This window comes from Priestia megaterium (assembly GCF_046599315.1).
GTDB classification, from domain to species: domain Bacteria; phylum Bacillota; class Bacilli; order Bacillales; family Bacillaceae_H; genus Priestia; species Priestia megaterium_F.
The window spans coordinates 1-17,294 of the sequence record NZ_JBKIKC010000021.1 but is presented as its reverse complement, the minus strand read 5'-3'; the positions used below and the strand labels follow the sequence as shown (position 1 = coordinate 17,294).

Genomic DNA, 17,294 nt, shown 5'->3' with positions numbered 1-17,294 from the left:
TAGTTTTTTTCATGACGTAATTAGAAGCTAGCCGTGATGTTTTTATACATCTTGAGTAGTTTACTTAATAGATAAGTTTTTATCATCTAGATAATTTAAATAGAATCAGTTATACAATTGATTGATAGGAGTTGTATTGACTAAAATAAAATAAATAAAGCAGATCTTCAAGGGGAGCTTGCTTTATTTATTTTATTATGTACGTATAATTTAACTCTATTTCAATCAATTTTTATAAAAAATATTAAATTTATCCCATATTTCCTCAAGGGACTCTAGTTTATCCTGAAAGTTTTCTTCTTTTTCTTTTCCCACAGATATAATTAATGCATTTATAAGACTAAGTGGAGCTACAAATGAATCAATAAAAGTCGGCATTTGACTAGATGCTGTTAATGGGATATCTGCATAAGGTATTAGAGGCGATAATAGATTATCTGTTATTGCAACGGTTGTTGCTTCTTTTTCCTTCGCATATGAAAGAACTTTTAGTGTACTTTTCGTATATCGTGCAAAACTAATTCCAATTACTACATCATCTTCATTTAAATCAAATATACGTTCTGATACATTCTCAATTGAATGAATGAGCTCGACTTGTTCTAAAAGGAGTTGCAAATAGTACTGTAAAAATACGCCTAAAGCTGTAGCACTTCTATTTGCCACAATATATACTCTTTTAGCTTTAATTAGGCTCTCTACCGCACTTTTAAAGACCTCTATATCTAATCTATCTAAAGTGGATCTAATGTTTGAAATATCATCTAAAAAGATATCGTATACGCTTTGATCTTGGTCATTATATACTTCTTTGGAAATTTTGAGCCTCTCAGTTGTTGTCAACTGTTGTTGGGCAGAGCTTTGCATGTATTGTTGAAGTTCTGGATAACCCGAATATCCTAAAAAAGTAGCAAAGCGCACAACAGTTGCAGGGCTAACCCCTGTAATCTTGGCTAACTTATCTCCAGTTAAAAAAGGAACCGTATTAGGATTTTCTAAAATGTATTTAGCTATTCTCAAATTTGATTTACTCATAGTAGGCATCTGTTCTGCAATATGCTTATAAACATTTTCCATTTAATTTAATAATCTCCTTCGATCTAATCGAGTTATATATACTAAAAATTATTTTAAATTATATATTCACCATTATAAACTAAAATGCCCTTCAAAAAATTGATTAGTTTTAGAATACCCTTCTAGCGTATGCCCTTCAAGGTTTTTAAAAGATTACCGATAACGACTAGTCTATACTTTTCCGAAAACATTTACATATTAAATAGAAGCATCTAATAAAAAGAAGAGCTATAACAAATTATGCATGTGCATAGTTATTATAGCTCTTAATGAATTGATGTATTATTTATTGATTACACGCTTAATTGCTTCGTCATGTGCTGCTACTGTACGTTGGATATCTTCTTCTGTGTGAACAACGGACGTAGAGTAACGGTTAAGTGGCTTCGTATAGACACCTAGTTTCAATAACTCATAATCAATTTTTTTACGTAATTTTGTATCTACTTTACTCATATCACGATAATTTTTGATATTCCCGTCACCGAGAATAATATTAAAAATACTCCCCATACCAACTGTTTGCATAGTCAACCCGTGGGATTTATATACTTCTTCTAATTGATCTCTTAATAATTGAGTTTTTGCAAATAATTGGTCCATTGTACCTTCCTGCTCCAATACATTAATTGTAGCTAAACCTGCCGCAAGTATAGTTGGATGACCATTGTATGTCCCACTATGGTATAGAGGATCTTGTTTATTCTTATTCTCTGCTCCAGCTGTTAAAATATCACGTCCATCTCTAGCAGAACTAATCATCATAATGTCTTTTTTACCACCAATAGCCCCTACTGGAAAACCTCCGCCAAGTACTTTTCCTAAAGCAGTAATATCTGGTTTAACTCCATAGATTTTTTGTGCTCCCCCAAGTGAAATTCTAAAACCTGTCTTTACTTCATCAAAAATCAACACAATATTAAGTTCCTCCGTAATTTTACGAAGACCAGTCATGAAATCTTGATCAGCTGGGATAAATCCACCTTGAATAGGTTCTAAAATTACACCTGCTAGTTCGTGAGCATGAGCTTTTAAAATCTTTTCTGTTGCTTCTAAATCATTAAATGGAAGAATCACTGTATTATCAAGATAATAATCTGGCAGTCCTCTTGATTCCTCTACTGCTTTAGGAGCTATTGCCTCCCCTGCTTTATCTATATCAGGATTAACACTTACTAAAACTTGATCATATCCCCCATGATAATGACCTTCAAATTTAGCAATTTTTTCTTTGCCTGTATAGGCAACCGCTGTTCGAATAGCTAAAAGTGTAGCTTCTAACCCTGAGTTTGTATAGCGAACCATTTCAATACCAGGATATAATTCAACTAATTTTTCTGCCATCGTTGTTTCCATTTTATGCGGCGTACCGAAAATAGTTGTACCCGACTCCATCATTTGTTCCGTTACAGCCTCAAATACTTGCTGATGTCCGTGTCCTAAGATCAGAGCACCATAACATAAAAGATAATCAATATATTCGTTTCCATCCACATCAAAAAGTTTACTTCCTTCTCCTTTTTCCATCATTAATGGGTGAGGATTAAAATATTTAATGTTTGCTGTAACACCTCCAGGAATTACTTCACATGCTTTGCGGAAAAAACTTGCAGACTTTTTAGTCTTTTCGGAAAGTAGTACCTCTTCTTGAATTTTCATAAAAAAACCTCCACTGTATTATTTGTAAAGAAACAATAATTTCATTAAATATTATATCATGAAATATAAATTTCAAAACAGGGAGATTTTCTTGATTTAAAGGAAATAAGTTTAAATAACGGACCTTCTACCGATAAAAAAACATTATGTAAATAAAATGCAGATTATAAGAAAAAAAGCTCACCTCTTATAGGTAAGCCTGAAAATGGAAAGGGGAATATCTATGAAAAAATGCTTTACAGCATGATTAACAATTAATTTATCATTTAATAGTGAAAAAAAGATGAAAGTTCCTGAACAAATAAGAATTTCTCTTTTTTATCTAACCTTATCGATACAAGTGAAGAAAAGAGAAGAAAACATCCGAAAGATTTCATTACCTTGTTAGCAGTGGGATTAATTGTTTATTCTATGTAACATACTATAAATAGAGAAGCATTAATCACATGGGGGAACAACATCATGATTCGAAAGTGGCTATTACACAAAACTTACACGTCAAAGAAGATGTCCCCCTTGATCACTTATCTGACCTTCAATTAAGTGGTTCTGGGTAGATCTTGCCTCTCCATCTGAAGAGGAAGCAAAAGTGTTAGAGACGTTTTTCCACTTTCACCCTTTAGCCTTCTTTTGCTACTAGAGATGGATTGGTTGTAACGCCAGATAAAACTCCCACTTTGTATGCTTTCTTAATGTCTTCAAGGTTTGCAGTATCAATAAAAAATTTCATAATTTCTTTCCTCCAATAGTTTAAAAATCAAAATTTATTTTTTCTTGACAATAGAGTTATATGTATGAAATCTATACTTTCCCAAGCTTCAAGATCGCTGAGGAGCCTCTTTCATTCTACCTGAAATTACCACAGTTATAAAGTGAAACTCCCTCTTTAGAGGGTCGTTTCCTTATTATAAAAAAGAAAGAGAAGTAACGAAACAATTCCTAGTCAGTCTTTTTCTATATATTCCGAAAAACTAGAAGCAATTAACATGGATAAAAAATAAGATTACGCTGTATCAAACTGTCCCCTCCATCTTCATCCTAATTTCTACGTGGTATTAATAAAGCAAGCAACAAGCTTGAGTAAGCCCTCTTAGGAGCATAATTTGTTCACTAAATGAAAAATTCACTATTTTCGGGTAGGAAAACGTCAAATATATGTATTTACTATGCAGGGAAACGCTCTCTGAGAAAATTAAATTTGTTTTTACGTATAAAATGAATCATTCGATGCAAATTTCAGCGCTTTAGAAACTTTTGTTTTCTTGCTATCATTGATTCTTTAAAAAACTAGCTATTCAAAGGGAGTTGCCATAATCACTTTTGGCGGAATCCACCATAAAAAAGAACCCTTATGGAAGTAAGGGTCAAAGACAGTACTAATATGTGGTTATTCACCCTATTATATATCCTATTTTTATCTTGATTGATTAATGCAGGGCTTACTGAGACTTTCTAATAATTTTATCGTTTTATTTAACCATTTGTTGTTTTTCAAAATTTTTCTCAAAACGAAAGTCTAATTCGATTTCTTCTAACGTCTTCCCTTTTGTTTCAGGTAGTTTATTTCTAACAAAGAAGTAACTAAGTATGCAAAGTCCCGCAAAGAATAGGAAAATAGCAGCTGGTCCAAATGCGTTAGCAGCTATCGGGAACCCTAAAGCAATAACTGCACTAGAGCTCCATAAACAGAACGTACAAACAGCCATTGCCATTCCTCGGATTTTTAGTGGGAAAATCTCTGCTAATACAACCCAAGCAACCATTCCCCATGTAGTAGAATACGAAACCATGAAGAAACACATAGCTACTAATATTAACATAGGTGGGATACCAGGTATCAATTCAGCCAACCCTAGTATTACTAAGGCTGATGCCATCCCTATACTACCTAACAGCAACAATTTTTTCCGTCCCCATCGATCTACAAGATAAGATCCAACAATTGTCATAAATAAGTTTACAATCCCAACACCAATTGTACCGGCGATTGCAGCTGAATCCCCTAACCCAGCAGCAGACAAAACAGATGGTGCATAATAAAAGATGGTATTAGCTCCTGTTAATTGTTGAAAGACAGCAACCAATATTCCTGTCAATACAATTGGACGCGCCCACTTAGCAAATAAAAGTGAAAAGTTTCCTTTCTCATTCCTTTTTGCTAAGGATTCCATTACAAACATTTCCTTGTCGACTTCCTCAATACTGTCATATGTCATCAACAAGACTTTTCTTGCTTTATTTGATTTACGGTTCTGTGTTAACCATTTTGGGCTTTCTGGCATAAACAGCATACCAAGTAATAATAAACCAGAAGGGATTACTGCAATTCCTAACATAACATGCCAATCTCCTGATGGTGCTAGCAGGTAATTGACTACATAAGCTGAAAGCATGCCTGTTGCATTCATGATTCCATTATATGCCGTTATTATTCCTCGCTTTGCGGCAGGCGCTAGCTCTGCTAAATACATAGGTACCAACCCAGATGCGCCTCCAACTGCAATACCAAGTAAAACTCTAAAGACAATCATTACATAAACATTAGGAGGCCAAGCTGTTCCAATACTACTAACAGTGAAAAGCAAACCAAGTATAACGATTAGTTTTTTACGTCCAAATTTGTCGGATAGAGGACTAGTCACTACAGAACCTAATATTGCACCAAACATTACACTACTAACCACAAAACCCTCCAATGTAGGATCTAAACCTAAATCTTGCTTAATAAAGAGCAAGGCACCTGAGATAACCCCTGTATCATATCCAAATAACAATCCACCTAAGCCACCAAAGAAATAAATCATATAGGAAAACCATTTCGATCCCACTTTTTCAGAAGCTTGGTCTGATACTTCAATGTCTGTTATTCTCTTTTTCCCCTTATTTATCTCCAATTTATTCATCCCCTTATAAAATTTCTATGACCAAATGAACAGGTAACCATATTAGGCTTATAGGCCTAACCATCAAATAAATTTGGTTCTTTACCGGACCTTTTAATATCTAAATTTGATTAAATTTTCAGAAAATTATGGTGCTTTTTATTCTATAAGTGATAGCCTCTATGTGTAATGATAGTTTTTTATAAGTATCTTCCTCTATTTTAAAGCGCTTACTTTTTGTTTTAGAAAAAGATTTAACTTCATTATGTAGAGGTTATAAATCCTAACCAATAAACCAAGAGTTGTTGAGTGAGGATAGCCTAGTATACAAAGAGTGCATATTATATAAATTCTCTCATGCTGTATAGCTATAAAATTGTGTCCTTATACTCCGTTCAGATATAAGGACATAATAATAAATGTTAATTTGTTACCGTTTCTTGACTGATTTTTTGTAAATACTCTCTCGTTCTCTTAGCAATTGGAAGTGGTTTCTCAAATGCAACAGGGTACATATCTTGTTCAACAATAGCCCAACCCTTAAAGTTAACATCCTGTAGGACTTTGAAAAATGATTTCATATCTACCACACCAAGTTGAGGTTCACACATAATATCTTCACTTACTGCTTTTGCTAAGGACCAGCCTTCTTTTTGCATTTTTTCTCTTATCTTTAAATTACAATTTTTAATATGAAGATATGGGATACGGAGATAATGTTTACGCATAAAAGTAATAGGGTTACCTCCTGCATAAGCATGATGTCCTGTATCTAAACACAATTTAATATCTGTATCACGCAATAAACGCTCAATTTGTTCTTCTGTTTCAACATGAGTTTCCGCATGAGGATGAAATATAGTTTCAAGTCCATATTTTGTTTTTGCATGGTTTTTTATTTTATTGATGTTTTTTACAAATCTATCCCATTCACTATCAGTTAGCACTTTTGGTCGAATAAGTTCTCCCGTAAAAAGATCTGTATAACATGCATCAATTAAAACTACATATCGAGCAGTTGAAAAATTCAGTTGTAACTGTGCCATTTCATCAAGTGTCGCAATCATCTTTTCTGTTGTGCTATCAGAAGTAAGGTCGTCCATGAGAGTTGTAGCAGTTAGATTTAAATTTCTCTTCTCAAGTTCTTCTTTTAATTGGTGATATTTATTAGGGAGGTATCCCCACGGTCCAAGCTCAATGCCTTCATACTTGGCCTCATGTATTTCATCAAGGCAACGTTTCCAATCCGTTTGCTTTTCGTTTTCAGCAAACCATATCCCCCAGGAACAAGGAGCCGTCCCAAACTTTATTTTCATAATAAAAATCCCTCTTCCATATTATCTTTCCTTTAGACACGTTTTTTATAAAAAAGAGATATTATCATTTAAAGCTGTTTCGTAAATTTAAAGTTGTTTTGTAAGAAAGTTAAATTTTCTTTCGTAAAGGTATAGATCATATCCATATTAGCTCCTTTATTTGGCTGGAAAGGATTTGGACCTGGAGCCATTGCTTCAACGACAACATATCCATCAAAATCTACCTTCTTAATTCCAGAAATAAATGAAGTAAAGTCAATATGGCCACGTCCAATTGCTCTACGGTTACTATCAGCTACATGAAGTATATGTAGTTTGTTACCTGCATTCAAAAAAGGTGACTCAAGATCTGGATCTTCGATATTCATATGATATGAATCTAGCAACATTTTTACCTTTGGGTGATTAATTTCTTCAACGAAATCTACACCATGAGCTCCAGTATTAACAAGACAACTTTCATATCTATTTAAAGGTTCAATTACAAGTGTAATATCTAGTTCTTCTGCTTTTTTTGTTAGTTTTTGTACAGAATCAATAGACCATTTCCAATCTTCTCCTGGTGCTCCCATTGGTGCTGTTTTACCAACAGCAGAAGGACAAACAACTAAATACTCTCCTCCTACTTCCTTAACAGCTTCAATTTGGCGTTCAAAGTAAGCAACTGCTTTTTTTCGATTATCTGCACTTGCATTTGCTAAATCTTGTTCTTCATTTGGCCAACCAGTATCTCCTGTTAAACCACTTATTTCTAGATTTAAATTTTCTGCATGTTTTCTAATATCGTTCCAATTATAATCATCTACTGCCGCCCTAATTTCAATTCCGTCATATCCCGTATTAGCTACAAACTCCATTGTCTTTTCTAAAGGTATATCCCCAAAAGTCCAGCTACAAATTGAAATCTTCATTCTTTTCTCCCTCTTTTACGTATTTAATTTATCTAAAAATGTGCATTACAGAAATCTATACCTAAAAGAACAGGATAAATATATAATGATACCGCTTTCTTTTTAGGTATAGGTAAAATAGCTATTTTTCAATGCAATTACTTTGTTTAGACTAGCTGTACATTTTGCTTAACTTTTACTGGTGCATTTGTTTTAACTGATTCAATGCAAGCCAGTGCAATTGAAAGAGCTCTACGAGCATCTACACCTGTCGCATATGGTGTACTTCCTGTACGTACACACTCTACAAAAGAAGCTAATTCAGCGACGTAAGCATCATGTAGTAACTCCGTATCTTGTCGGCATGTATTGCTACTGATTCCTTCTGCTGTGTAACGGACCATATTTGTTTGTTGTACACTTCCAGCCGTTACCATTCCGGCTGAACCAAATACTTCACCGCGTACATCATATCCATATACTGCTTGGAAATTTGCTTCAGCTGTTGCAATTGCTCCATTATCAAAACGGATATTTACAACTGCTGTATCAAGAAGGCCTTTATCTTTAAAATCTGGTCTTACAAGTGCATCTGCTACAGCGTACACTTCAATTGGTTCAGTACCTGGGTTCAAATAAAGTAATGCATCAAAGTCATGAATTAAAGTTTCTAGAAAGATTGTCCACTCTGGAATCGGAGTCGGATCGCCTAGTCCTGGATCACGAGTTAGTGATCTTAATAATTGTGGAGTTCCAATTCTTCCTTCGACAATATCATCGTGAGCAGCTCTAAAACTTGAAACAAAACGGCGATTAAAACCAACTTGTAATGGAACATTTGCTTCTTGAGCTGCTGCAATAGCTTTATCAGCTTCCTCTAAAGTTACTGCCATTGGCTTTTCACAAAAAACTGCTTTCCCTTCATTAGTAGCAGCTACAACAAGTTCTGCATGTGAACGTGCAGGGGCTGCAATGATTACCGCATCAACATTTGGATCCTTAAACATTTCTTTTGGATCTGTATATGCTTTGGAAGCTCCAAGTTCTGACGCCAATCTCTCTGCTGCTCCTGGAAATGGATCAGCAATTGCAGTAAGCTTAGCTCCATGAATTTTGTGAGCAATAGATTTCCCATGAAAACTTCCCATACGTCCTGCCCCAACAAGTCCAATTCTAATTTCTTTCATCTTTCTTCCTCCTTAAAACAAATATTAATTCGCTCATTCTTATTAAGAGCTTTTTACAACATTTTTTGTAGCGCTTTCATACACTTGTGTAATTAATCCTTTTATTCATCATAAGTCGACTAAAAGGAAAACACTTTCCTTACAATTGAAGAAATAACAAGCGAAAATTACTTATTTCACTTGATGTAAACATATAAACAAAGTAATTATCTAATTTTTTAACAAAATTAAAGGAAAGTTCTTTCCTTAATGAAGAGTTTATCTTTAATTTTTTTTATTGTCAATAATGTTTTAAAAATTTAAATAAATAATAAATATCATTCTCTTTTTTTAAAATAGCTATATTAACTTTTGAATAAATAAAGTTTATAGGCTGCATACCGTATAGTTAATTAAGAAATAAAAAAGGACAAGGTAAAAATGTCTTATTGGCATTTTTACCTTGTCTTTAAAGTTTAATTATATCTTTTATTCAAATATGCGAGGTAGATTTTCGAACTACTAATCTTGGAGATAAAACTACACGCTGTTTAGTTTCTTTTGGGTTTTCAATCTCTGCTACTAGTAGCTCTACAACTTTTTCACTCATTTCTTGAATAGGCTGAGCTATGGTAGTTAAAGGAGGATCACAAATTGTAGACAAAACAGTGTTATCGAATCCAATAATTGATAACTCCTCTGGAACTTTCACTGCAAGTTCACGTGCACCTTGTATTGCTCCAATTGCAAGAAATTCAGTTGAAGCGAAGATAGCTGTAGGGGGAGAAACTGAAGTTAAAAGTTCACGTGTGGATTGGTTTCCTTCATCAACCGAGGTGTTATTCGAAAACACTAGACTTTCGTCGTATTCCAACCCTGCTTCTTCAAGCGCTTTCTTATATCCCTCAACCCTTGCTTGTATAGTAGGAAAATTAATATCTTCAGTAATGATTGCAACCTTCTCATGACCTAGACTTATTAGATGCTCTGTAGCCTGATAGCCTCCTAGAAAATCATCCACTAAAACTGCATCCACAGCTAGTGATGATACATCCCTTGAAAGTAAGGTAACGGGGATCTCTGCTTTAAGTAATTCTTTTATTGCTTTATTTTCTTTTAACCCCGTAGCAATTATCACACCATCTACATATTTTTGTTTTAGTATAGAAATATATTCTATTTCATTTTTTAAATCATTATCTGTACTACAAATCATTAGACTAAAGCCATATTTTTTTACATGATTCTCAATCCCTCTTGCGATTTCTGCCATAAAAGGATTTGCGATATTAGGTATTAGAAGCCCGATAGTTTGAATACGCTTTTTGACTGAAGCTACCACGCTAGGTTGATAATTTAGTTCACGCATTGTTTCCCTAACTCTTTTTCTAGTCTTTTCTGCAATACTACCTGTATTATTCAGTACCTTTGAAACAGTTGAAATTGATACACCTGCCTCATTTGCTACGTCGTATATTGTTGGTTTCATTTTTCCTCCTCTTTCCTCATAACAGCTTATACATCTATTCTAACCTATTTTAATTCTAGATAGAATGGTTCAATTCCGGTGTAAAGATTACTTTCATTCGAAAATAAGTGTTAAAACTCCTGAACGAACTCGTTTTAAGTAACTGTTCCAAATTATGAGCAAATAAAAAGGCTCATTCTCGCTAATAACAAGAAAGAGCCTCTTCACTTATTCAGCTATAATCAACTCAATGTGATTATCTTTTGCATAATCATAATAAGCCTCACTAGGCTTTTTATTAGTAACTAGATAATGAATTTCATTTAATTCACAATAAGTCATTAATCCGTATTTATCGAATTTAGTATTATCGACCAACAAAAATACTTCTCCGCATCTTTTAACAATAGATGTTTTTAATTCACTCTCCAGTGGTGAAGCGTTTGTTACACCATTGGAGATGGATACTCCTGTTGATGCCATAAATGCTTTGTTAATGTTGTACGAATTTAAAATATTCATGTATTTCATGGTTCCGAATGAATTTGTTTTTCTTTCAAGAATCCCTCCGATAGTTATTATATTTAAGTTTTCATACGGAAGTGCATTTACAATAAAATCAATATTATTTGTGACAACCGTGATCTGTTTGTTACTGAGAAATTCAATTATTTCAATTGTTGTTGTTCCTGAGTCAATGAAGATAATATCTCCATCTTGTATATAACTTGAAGCTACTCTTCCTATCCTCTTCTTTTCGTCTTGATTACGGACTTGTCTAGTTTGAAAAGACTCTAACCTTGTACGTTTATCCTGCTTAACAGTTATACCACCATATACTTTTTGAAAGTCTCCTCTGTCAACTAGTTCCTGTATGTCACGTCGAACTGTATTTTTGGAAACTTGAAATACCTCCGTTAACTCTTCTAAAGAAACCGATGAGTGTTCAATAATATATTCTTCAATTTTATTTATACGTTTATCCTTAATCATTTTTTATCACCCTTTGCATTAAAATAGCTTCTAAAATCAATAAAAACAACAATGGTTTATATGATTATATTTTACCAACAAATCATCAAAACTTCACCAAAATTATAAAAAATGAAAAATTAAAGGTTGACTGAAGTGATTTATAGTATTAGTATTTAATCTAACTTAACCAAAATATAACCAAGATATTATAAAAAGATGACAAAAAATCGATATATTTTTAGGTTTTCTTTTATGAGTATGATTTAACCTAGTATCTTGAAAATACTGAAACATCTATTTATTTAATTACAATTAAGGAGGAAAAATAAATGTCTAAAGTAATGGTAAAAGTAGAAAAAATAAAAAACTACATAAACGGTGAATGGGTAGAAAGTAAAACTACTCAATACGAAGATGTATATAATCCAGCCACAAAAGAAGTAATTGCTCAAGTTCCAATCTCTACAAAAGAAGAAGTTGATTATGCAGTAGAAGTTGCGGCAAAAACATTTGAAAAATGGAAAGATGTCCCGGTTCAAAAACGTGCAAGAATTTTATTTAACTTCCAACAGCTATTACAAAGTAATAAAAATGAATTAGCTCGAATCATTACAATCGAAAACGGAAAGAATCTTGCTGAAGCATTAGGTGAAGTAGGGCGTGGAATTGAGAATGTTGAATTTGCTGCAGGATCTCCTACTCTAATGATGGGCGACTCAATTCCAACGATTGCAACGGATGTAGAAATCACAAACTACCGTTACCCAATCGGCGTAGTCGGTGGAATCACACCATTTAACTTCCCGATGATGGTACCTTGTTGGATGTTCCCAATGGCAATTTCAGTAGGTAACACTTTTGTACTTAAACCATCTGAAAGAACACCATTGTTAGCTCAAAAATTAGCAGAATTATTTGAAGAAGCTGGCCTTCCAAAAGGCGTATTTAACATTGTACATGGTGCACATGATGTGGTAAATGGACTTCTAGATCATCCAGAAGTGAAAGCCATTTCATTTGTTGGCTCTCAACCAGTTGGTGAATATGTTTATAAACGTGGAAGTGAAAACTTAAAACGTGTACAAGCCTTAACAGGTGCAAAAAACCATTCTATTGTTTTAAATGATGCAGATTTAGAACTTGCTGTATCAAACGTAGTGGCATCTGCATTTGGATCTGCAGGTGAACGTTGCATGGCGTGTTCTGTTGTAACAGTAGAAGAAGGTATCGCAGATGCATTCCTTGAAAAGTTAGTGGAAAAAGCTAAAGGCGTAAAAATTGGTAATGGTTTAGACGAGGGCGTGTTCCTAGGCCCGGTTATTAGAGAGCAAAACCAACAACGTACATTAGGCTATATCCAAAAAGGAATTGAAGAAGGAGCAAAATTAGTTTGTGATGGCCGTGATAATACGCCAGAAGGCGGATATTTTGTAGGCCCAACTATTTTTGATGGCGTTACGACAGACATGAACATTTGGAAAGATGAAATTTTTGCTCCAGTATTATCTATCGTACGTGTTAAGAACTTAAAAGAAGCAGTGGTAACAGCAAATAAATCAGAATTTGCAAATGGCGCATGCATTTATACATCAAATGCTTCATCTATTCGCTATTTCCGTGAAAAAATTGATGCAGGTATGTTAGGTGTCAACCTAGGGGTTCCAGCACCAATGGCATTCTTCCCATTCTCTGGTTGGAAATCTTCATTCTATGGAACATTACCTGCAAACGGTAAAGATAGCGTTGAATTCTATACGCGTAAAAAAGTAGTAACAGCAAATTATAAAGCACCATCCTTTGAATAAAAAATAGTAAATTGGCTATTATCCTAGGTATCCTAAGCTGGGATAATAGCCATTCATAAATAACTAAACGATATAGGAGTTGAAAAGTAAATGAGTAAATTACTCCGAAAACCCAATCCAGTTGAAACATCACCAGGAGTCAAAGTAGTTCATGAAGTAACAAGTGAGAATTCATCATTAGAGTATGTAGGAATGAAAATTGTAGATTTAGACCCAGGAGCTATCTATAAAGAAGAACTAGAAAAAGTAGAATGTTGTATTGTTGCTTTGACAGGAAAAATTAATGTAACAGATCAAGAGGAAACGTTTGAAAGTATCGGCACTAGAGAAAGCGTTTTCGAAAAGAAACCAACGGATAGTGTATATGTTTCAAATGATCGAACATTTACGGTTGAAGCCGTTACAAAAGCACGTGTTATTCTTTGCTATTCCCCATCTACGAAACAATTGCCTACAAGACTCATAAAAGCAGAGGATAATAGTGTTGAGAATAGAGGAAAGTACAATAATAAACGTTTGGTACATAATATCTTACCGGATTCCGATCCCTCTGCAAATAGTTTATTAGTGGTAGAAGTATTCACAGAGAGTGGTAATTGGTCTAGCTACCCTCCTCATAAACATGACCAAGATAACTTACCTCATGAATCATTTTTAGAAGAAACGTACTACCATGAAATGAATCCTAGACAAGGTTTTGTTTTTCAACGTGTGTATACAGATGACCGTTCACTTGATGAAACGATGGCAGTGGAAAATGGGGATGTTGTGTTAGTTCCTGTAGGGTATCATCCTGTATCAGTGCCAGATGGATACGAATCTTACTATTTAAATATTATGGCGGGACCTACACGAACTTGGAAGTTTCACAACGAACCAGCTCATGAATGGATTTTAGAACGAAAATAAATAATGAGGAGATTTGGCAATATGAAGATTGAATTTAACTCAGAAAAAGAATTTGATATTATCGCAATTGGTCGTGCATGCATCGATTTAAACGCAGTCGAATATAACCGTCCTATGGAAGAAACCATGACGTTTAAGAAATATGTTGGAGGTTCACCAGCTAACATTGCGATTGGAACGTCTAAATTAGGTCTAAAAGCAGGATTTATTGGCAAATTATCAGATGATCAGCATGGACGTTTTATTGAACAATATATGAGAGAAATTGGAGTAGATACTTCTCATATGGTAGTGGATCAGGAAGGACATAAGTCTGGATTAGCTTTTACCGAGATTAAAAGTCCAGAAGAATGCAGCATCTTAATGTACCGTGATGAAGTAGCAGACCTTTTCTTAACAGCATCCGAAGTTAGTGAAGAGTATATTAAGAAAGCAAAGATTCTTCTTGTATCAGGTACAGCCTTAGCGAAGAGCCCTTCGCGGGAAGCCGTATTAAAAGCTGTACATTTAGCGAAAAAAAATGATGTGAAAATTGTTTTTGAATTAGATCACCGTCCATATACATGGGCTTCACCTGATGAAACATCAGCTTACTATACGTTAGTCGCCGAGCAAGCAAATGTTGTGGTAGGTACACGCGATGAGTTTGATGTGATGGAAAATAGTAAAGATGGTAGTAATGACGATACTGTAAATCATCTATTTAACCATTCTCCAGAGTTAATCGTTATTAAACATGGCGTTGAGGGATCGTACGCTTATACAAAGTCAAGAGAGGTATTTAGAGGTCAAGCGTACTTAACAAAGGTACTAAAAACATTTGGTGCAGGTGACTCTTACGCCTCTGCCTTCTTATATGCACTCATTAAAGGAAAAGATATTGAGACGGCACTAAAATATGGAAGTGCTTCTGCAGCCATTGTTGTAAGTAAACATAGTTCTTCTGAGGCAATGCCTACGGTAGAAGAAATCGAGAAATTAATTGCTGAATATTCAAAAGAAACAGTTACAACTAAGTAAGAGGTGATAATATCCATGGGGAAAATTAGGTTAACAACAGCACAAGCCCTCGTTAAATTTTTAAATCAACAATATATCCATGTTGACGGTGAAGAGTTTCCGTTTGTTGAAGGCATTTTTAATATATTCGGGCATGGGAATGTATTAGGTATAGGCCAGGCACTTGAACAAGAATCAGGTCATTCAAGGAAAGAATGAACAAGGGATGGCACAGGCGGCCATTGCTTACAGTAAACAAATGTTACGCCGGAAAATTTACGCTGTAACAACTTCTGTTGGTCCGGGATCAGCTAACTTAGCAGCAGCTGCTGGTACAGCTTTAGCTAACAATATCCCCGTGCTGTTTATTCCAGGCGATACATTTGCAACAAGACAGCCTGATCCAGTTTTACAACAATTTGAACAGGAATATAGCTTGGCAGTTACAACAAATGACGCCTTAAAACCTGTTTCAAGATACTGGGATCGTGTAACACGCCCTGAACAATTAATGTCTAGCTTAATTCGTGCATTTGAAGTGATGACAGATCCCGGAAAAGCTGGCCCTGCTACAGTTTGTATTGCACAAGATGTTGAAGGTGAAGCATTTGACTATGATGAAAAATTCTTTGAGAAGCGTGTGCATTATTTAGATCGCAAAGCACCTGTAGAACGCGAGCTGAATGGTGCAGCTGAGTTAATTAAATCAAGTAAAAAACCAGTTATTCTTGTTGGTGGAGGAGCAAAATATTCAGGTGCTCGCGATATCTTAATTACTCTAGCAGAGAAACATAATATCCCATTAGTCGAAACACAAGCTGGTAAGGCTACAGTAGAGTCTAGTTTTAAGAATAACCTAGGCGGAATGGGAATTACGGGTACACTAGCAGCTAATAAAGCAGCACGTCAAGCAGATTTGATTATTGGAATTGGCACTAGATATACGGATTTTGCTACTTCATCCAAAACTGCCTTTAATTTTGATCAAACAAAATTCTTAAACATTAACGTTAGTCGTTTACAGGCATACAAAATGGATGCCTTCCAAGTTGTTGCAGATGCAAAACTAACATTAGAACAATTGGCACCTCTTTTAGACGGCTATGAAAGTAAGTTTGGTCAAACTATTACTGAATTGAAGAATGAATGGATAACTGAACGTGATCGTTTAAGTAAAGTAACCTTTACACGTGAGAATTTTGATCCAGAAGTTAAAAATCATTTTTCACAAGATGTTTTGAATGAGTACGCTGATACCTTAAATACTGAATTGGCTCAAACAACAGCTCTACTTACCGTTAATGATACGATTGCACCAGATAGTACAATCATTACTGCAGCAGGATCTCTTCCTGGAGACGTACAGCGAATTTGGAATACGTCCGTACCAAATACGTACAACGTTGAATATGGTTATTCATGTATGGGATATGAGGTATCAGGTGCATTGGGAGTTAAATTGGCTGAACCAACAAAAGAAGTCTACTCACTTGTTGGAGATGGAAGTTTCTTAATGTTGCACTCAGAATTGATAACAGCTATTCAATATAGCCAAAAAATTAATATTATACTATTTGATAATTCTGGTTTTGGATGCATCAACAATTTACAAATGGATCATGGTAGTGGTAGCTATTTCTGCGAATTCAGAACCCATGATAACCAAATCTTAAATATTGACTATGCGAAAACAGCAGAAGGATATGGGGCAAAAACGTATCGTGTTAATACAATTGAACAATTAAAGGAAGCTTTAGAAGATGCTAAGAAACAAGAAGTTTCTACTTTAATTGATATTAAAGTACTACCGAAGACTATGACAGATGGCTATGACAGCTGGTGGAACGTAGGCGTGGCGGAAGTATCAAATAAAGAAAGTATTCAAAAAGCACACGAATTTAGACAACAAAAATTAGAGACGGCAAAACAATACTAATTAGCTAAATAAGAGAGGTGAGATAGAAGTGACGTTGGTACTAAAAGGTTTAGTTTCCATGAAAGAGATGCTTTTGAAAGGAAAAGAAGAAAAGTATGCGGTTGCGCAGATTAATATTAATAGTTTTCAATGGGCCGAAGCTATTTTAGAAGCAGCTCAAGAGGACAAATTCCCATCATTGTAGCCTCTTCTGATAGACTGTAGATTACCTA

The 17,294-nt window shown here is 34.7% G+C and carries 12 protein-coding genes and 2 pseudogenes; 5 read left to right on the top strand and 9 right to left on the bottom strand.

Translation table 11 applies throughout. The features are described 5' to 3' along the window. Positions 1 to 225: 225 nt before the first annotated feature. The 9 genes and pseudogenes from ACLHDF_RS29255 to ACLHDF_RS29215 all read right to left on the bottom strand — a co-directional run bounded on the left by ACLHDF_RS29255 (position 226) and on the right by ACLHDF_RS29215 (position 11,451). Entirely contained in the window at positions 226 to 1,077 is an 852-nt protein-coding gene (locus tag ACLHDF_RS29255; RefSeq protein WP_413921910.1) for a MurR/RpiR family transcriptional regulator, read from the bottom strand. A gap of 282 nt (positions 1,078 to 1,359) precedes the next feature. Next, on the bottom strand, positions 1,360 to 2,736 hold the full coding sequence (locus tag ACLHDF_RS29250) for an aspartate aminotransferase family protein (protein ID WP_413921909.1): 1,377 nt from the start codon (positions 2,734 to 2,736) through the stop codon (positions 1,360 to 1,362). Between the two features lie 622 nt (positions 2,737 to 3,358). After that, a pseudogene (locus tag ACLHDF_RS29245) lies at positions 3,359 to 3,466 on the bottom strand (transaldolase family protein); the annotation flags it as partial. A gap of 739 nt (positions 3,467 to 4,205) precedes the next feature. Continuing rightward, positions 4,206 to 5,630, bottom strand: a complete 1,425-nt coding sequence (locus tag ACLHDF_RS29240; RefSeq protein WP_413921908.1) for a sugar porter family MFS transporter — start codon at positions 5,628 to 5,630, stop codon at positions 4,206 to 4,208. A 410-nt stretch (positions 5,631 to 6,040) separates the two neighbouring features. After that, on the bottom strand, positions 6,041 to 6,934 hold the full coding sequence (locus ACLHDF_RS29235) for a sugar phosphate isomerase/epimerase family protein (protein WP_413921907.1): 894 nt from the start codon (positions 6,932 to 6,934) through the stop codon (positions 6,041 to 6,043). A 68-nt stretch (positions 6,935 to 7,002) separates the two neighbouring features. Next, positions 7,003 to 7,845: a sugar phosphate isomerase/epimerase family protein gene (locus ACLHDF_RS29230; protein WP_413921906.1), complete on the bottom strand. Its 843-nt coding sequence runs from the start codon at positions 7,843 to 7,845 to the stop codon at positions 7,003 to 7,005. A 146-nt stretch (positions 7,846 to 7,991) separates the two neighbouring features. After that, entirely contained in the window at positions 7,992 to 9,011 is a 1,020-nt protein-coding gene (locus ACLHDF_RS29225) for a Gfo/Idh/MocA family oxidoreductase (RefSeq protein WP_413921905.1), read from the bottom strand. Positions 9,012 to 9,483: 472 nt separating this feature from the next. After that, positions 9,484 to 10,479, bottom strand: a complete 996-nt coding sequence (locus ACLHDF_RS29220) for a LacI family DNA-binding transcriptional regulator (RefSeq protein WP_413921904.1) — start codon at positions 10,477 to 10,479, stop codon at positions 9,484 to 9,486. A gap of 207 nt (positions 10,480 to 10,686) precedes the next feature. Beyond that, positions 10,687 to 11,451: a DeoR/GlpR family DNA-binding transcription regulator gene (locus tag ACLHDF_RS29215; RefSeq protein WP_413918284.1), complete on the bottom strand. Its 765-nt coding sequence runs from the start codon at positions 11,449 to 11,451 to the stop codon at positions 10,687 to 10,689. Positions 11,452 to 11,774: 323 nt separating this feature from the next. Here ACLHDF_RS29215 and mmsA point away from each other — a divergent pair, with 323 nt between their 5' ends. From mmsA to ACLHDF_RS29190, 5 genes and pseudogenes are all read left to right on the top strand, one after another. Beyond that, on the top strand, positions 11,775 to 13,238 hold the full coding sequence (gene mmsA, locus ACLHDF_RS29210) for a CoA-acylating methylmalonate-semialdehyde dehydrogenase (protein WP_413918893.1): 1,464 nt from the start codon (positions 11,775 to 11,777) through the stop codon (positions 13,236 to 13,238). Between the two features lie 90 nt (positions 13,239 to 13,328). After that, the gene (iolB, locus tag ACLHDF_RS29205; protein ID WP_413918285.1) at positions 13,329 to 14,147 is read left to right on the top strand and encodes a 5-deoxy-glucuronate isomerase; all 819 of its coding nucleotides are present in this window, start codon (positions 13,329 to 13,331) and stop codon (positions 14,145 to 14,147) included. A gap of 21 nt (positions 14,148 to 14,168) precedes the next feature. Further along, positions 14,169 to 15,167 (top strand): 5-dehydro-2-deoxygluconokinase, encoded by a 999-nt coding sequence (iolC, locus tag ACLHDF_RS29200; RefSeq protein ID WP_413918286.1) that lies wholly within the window; start codon positions 14,169 to 14,171, stop codon positions 15,165 to 15,167. A gap of 15 nt (positions 15,168 to 15,182) precedes the next feature. Beyond that, positions 15,183 to 17,082 (top strand): annotated as a pseudogene (gene iolD / locus ACLHDF_RS29195) (3D-(3,5/4)-trihydroxycyclohexane-1,2-dione acylhydrolase (decyclizing)). A gap of 28 nt (positions 17,083 to 17,110) precedes the next feature. Continuing rightward, on the top strand, positions 17,111 to 17,266 hold the full coding sequence (locus tag ACLHDF_RS29190; protein WP_413921903.1) for a class II fructose-bisphosphate aldolase: 156 nt from the start codon (positions 17,111 to 17,113) through the stop codon (positions 17,264 to 17,266). Positions 17,267 to 17,294 lie beyond the last annotated feature (28 nt).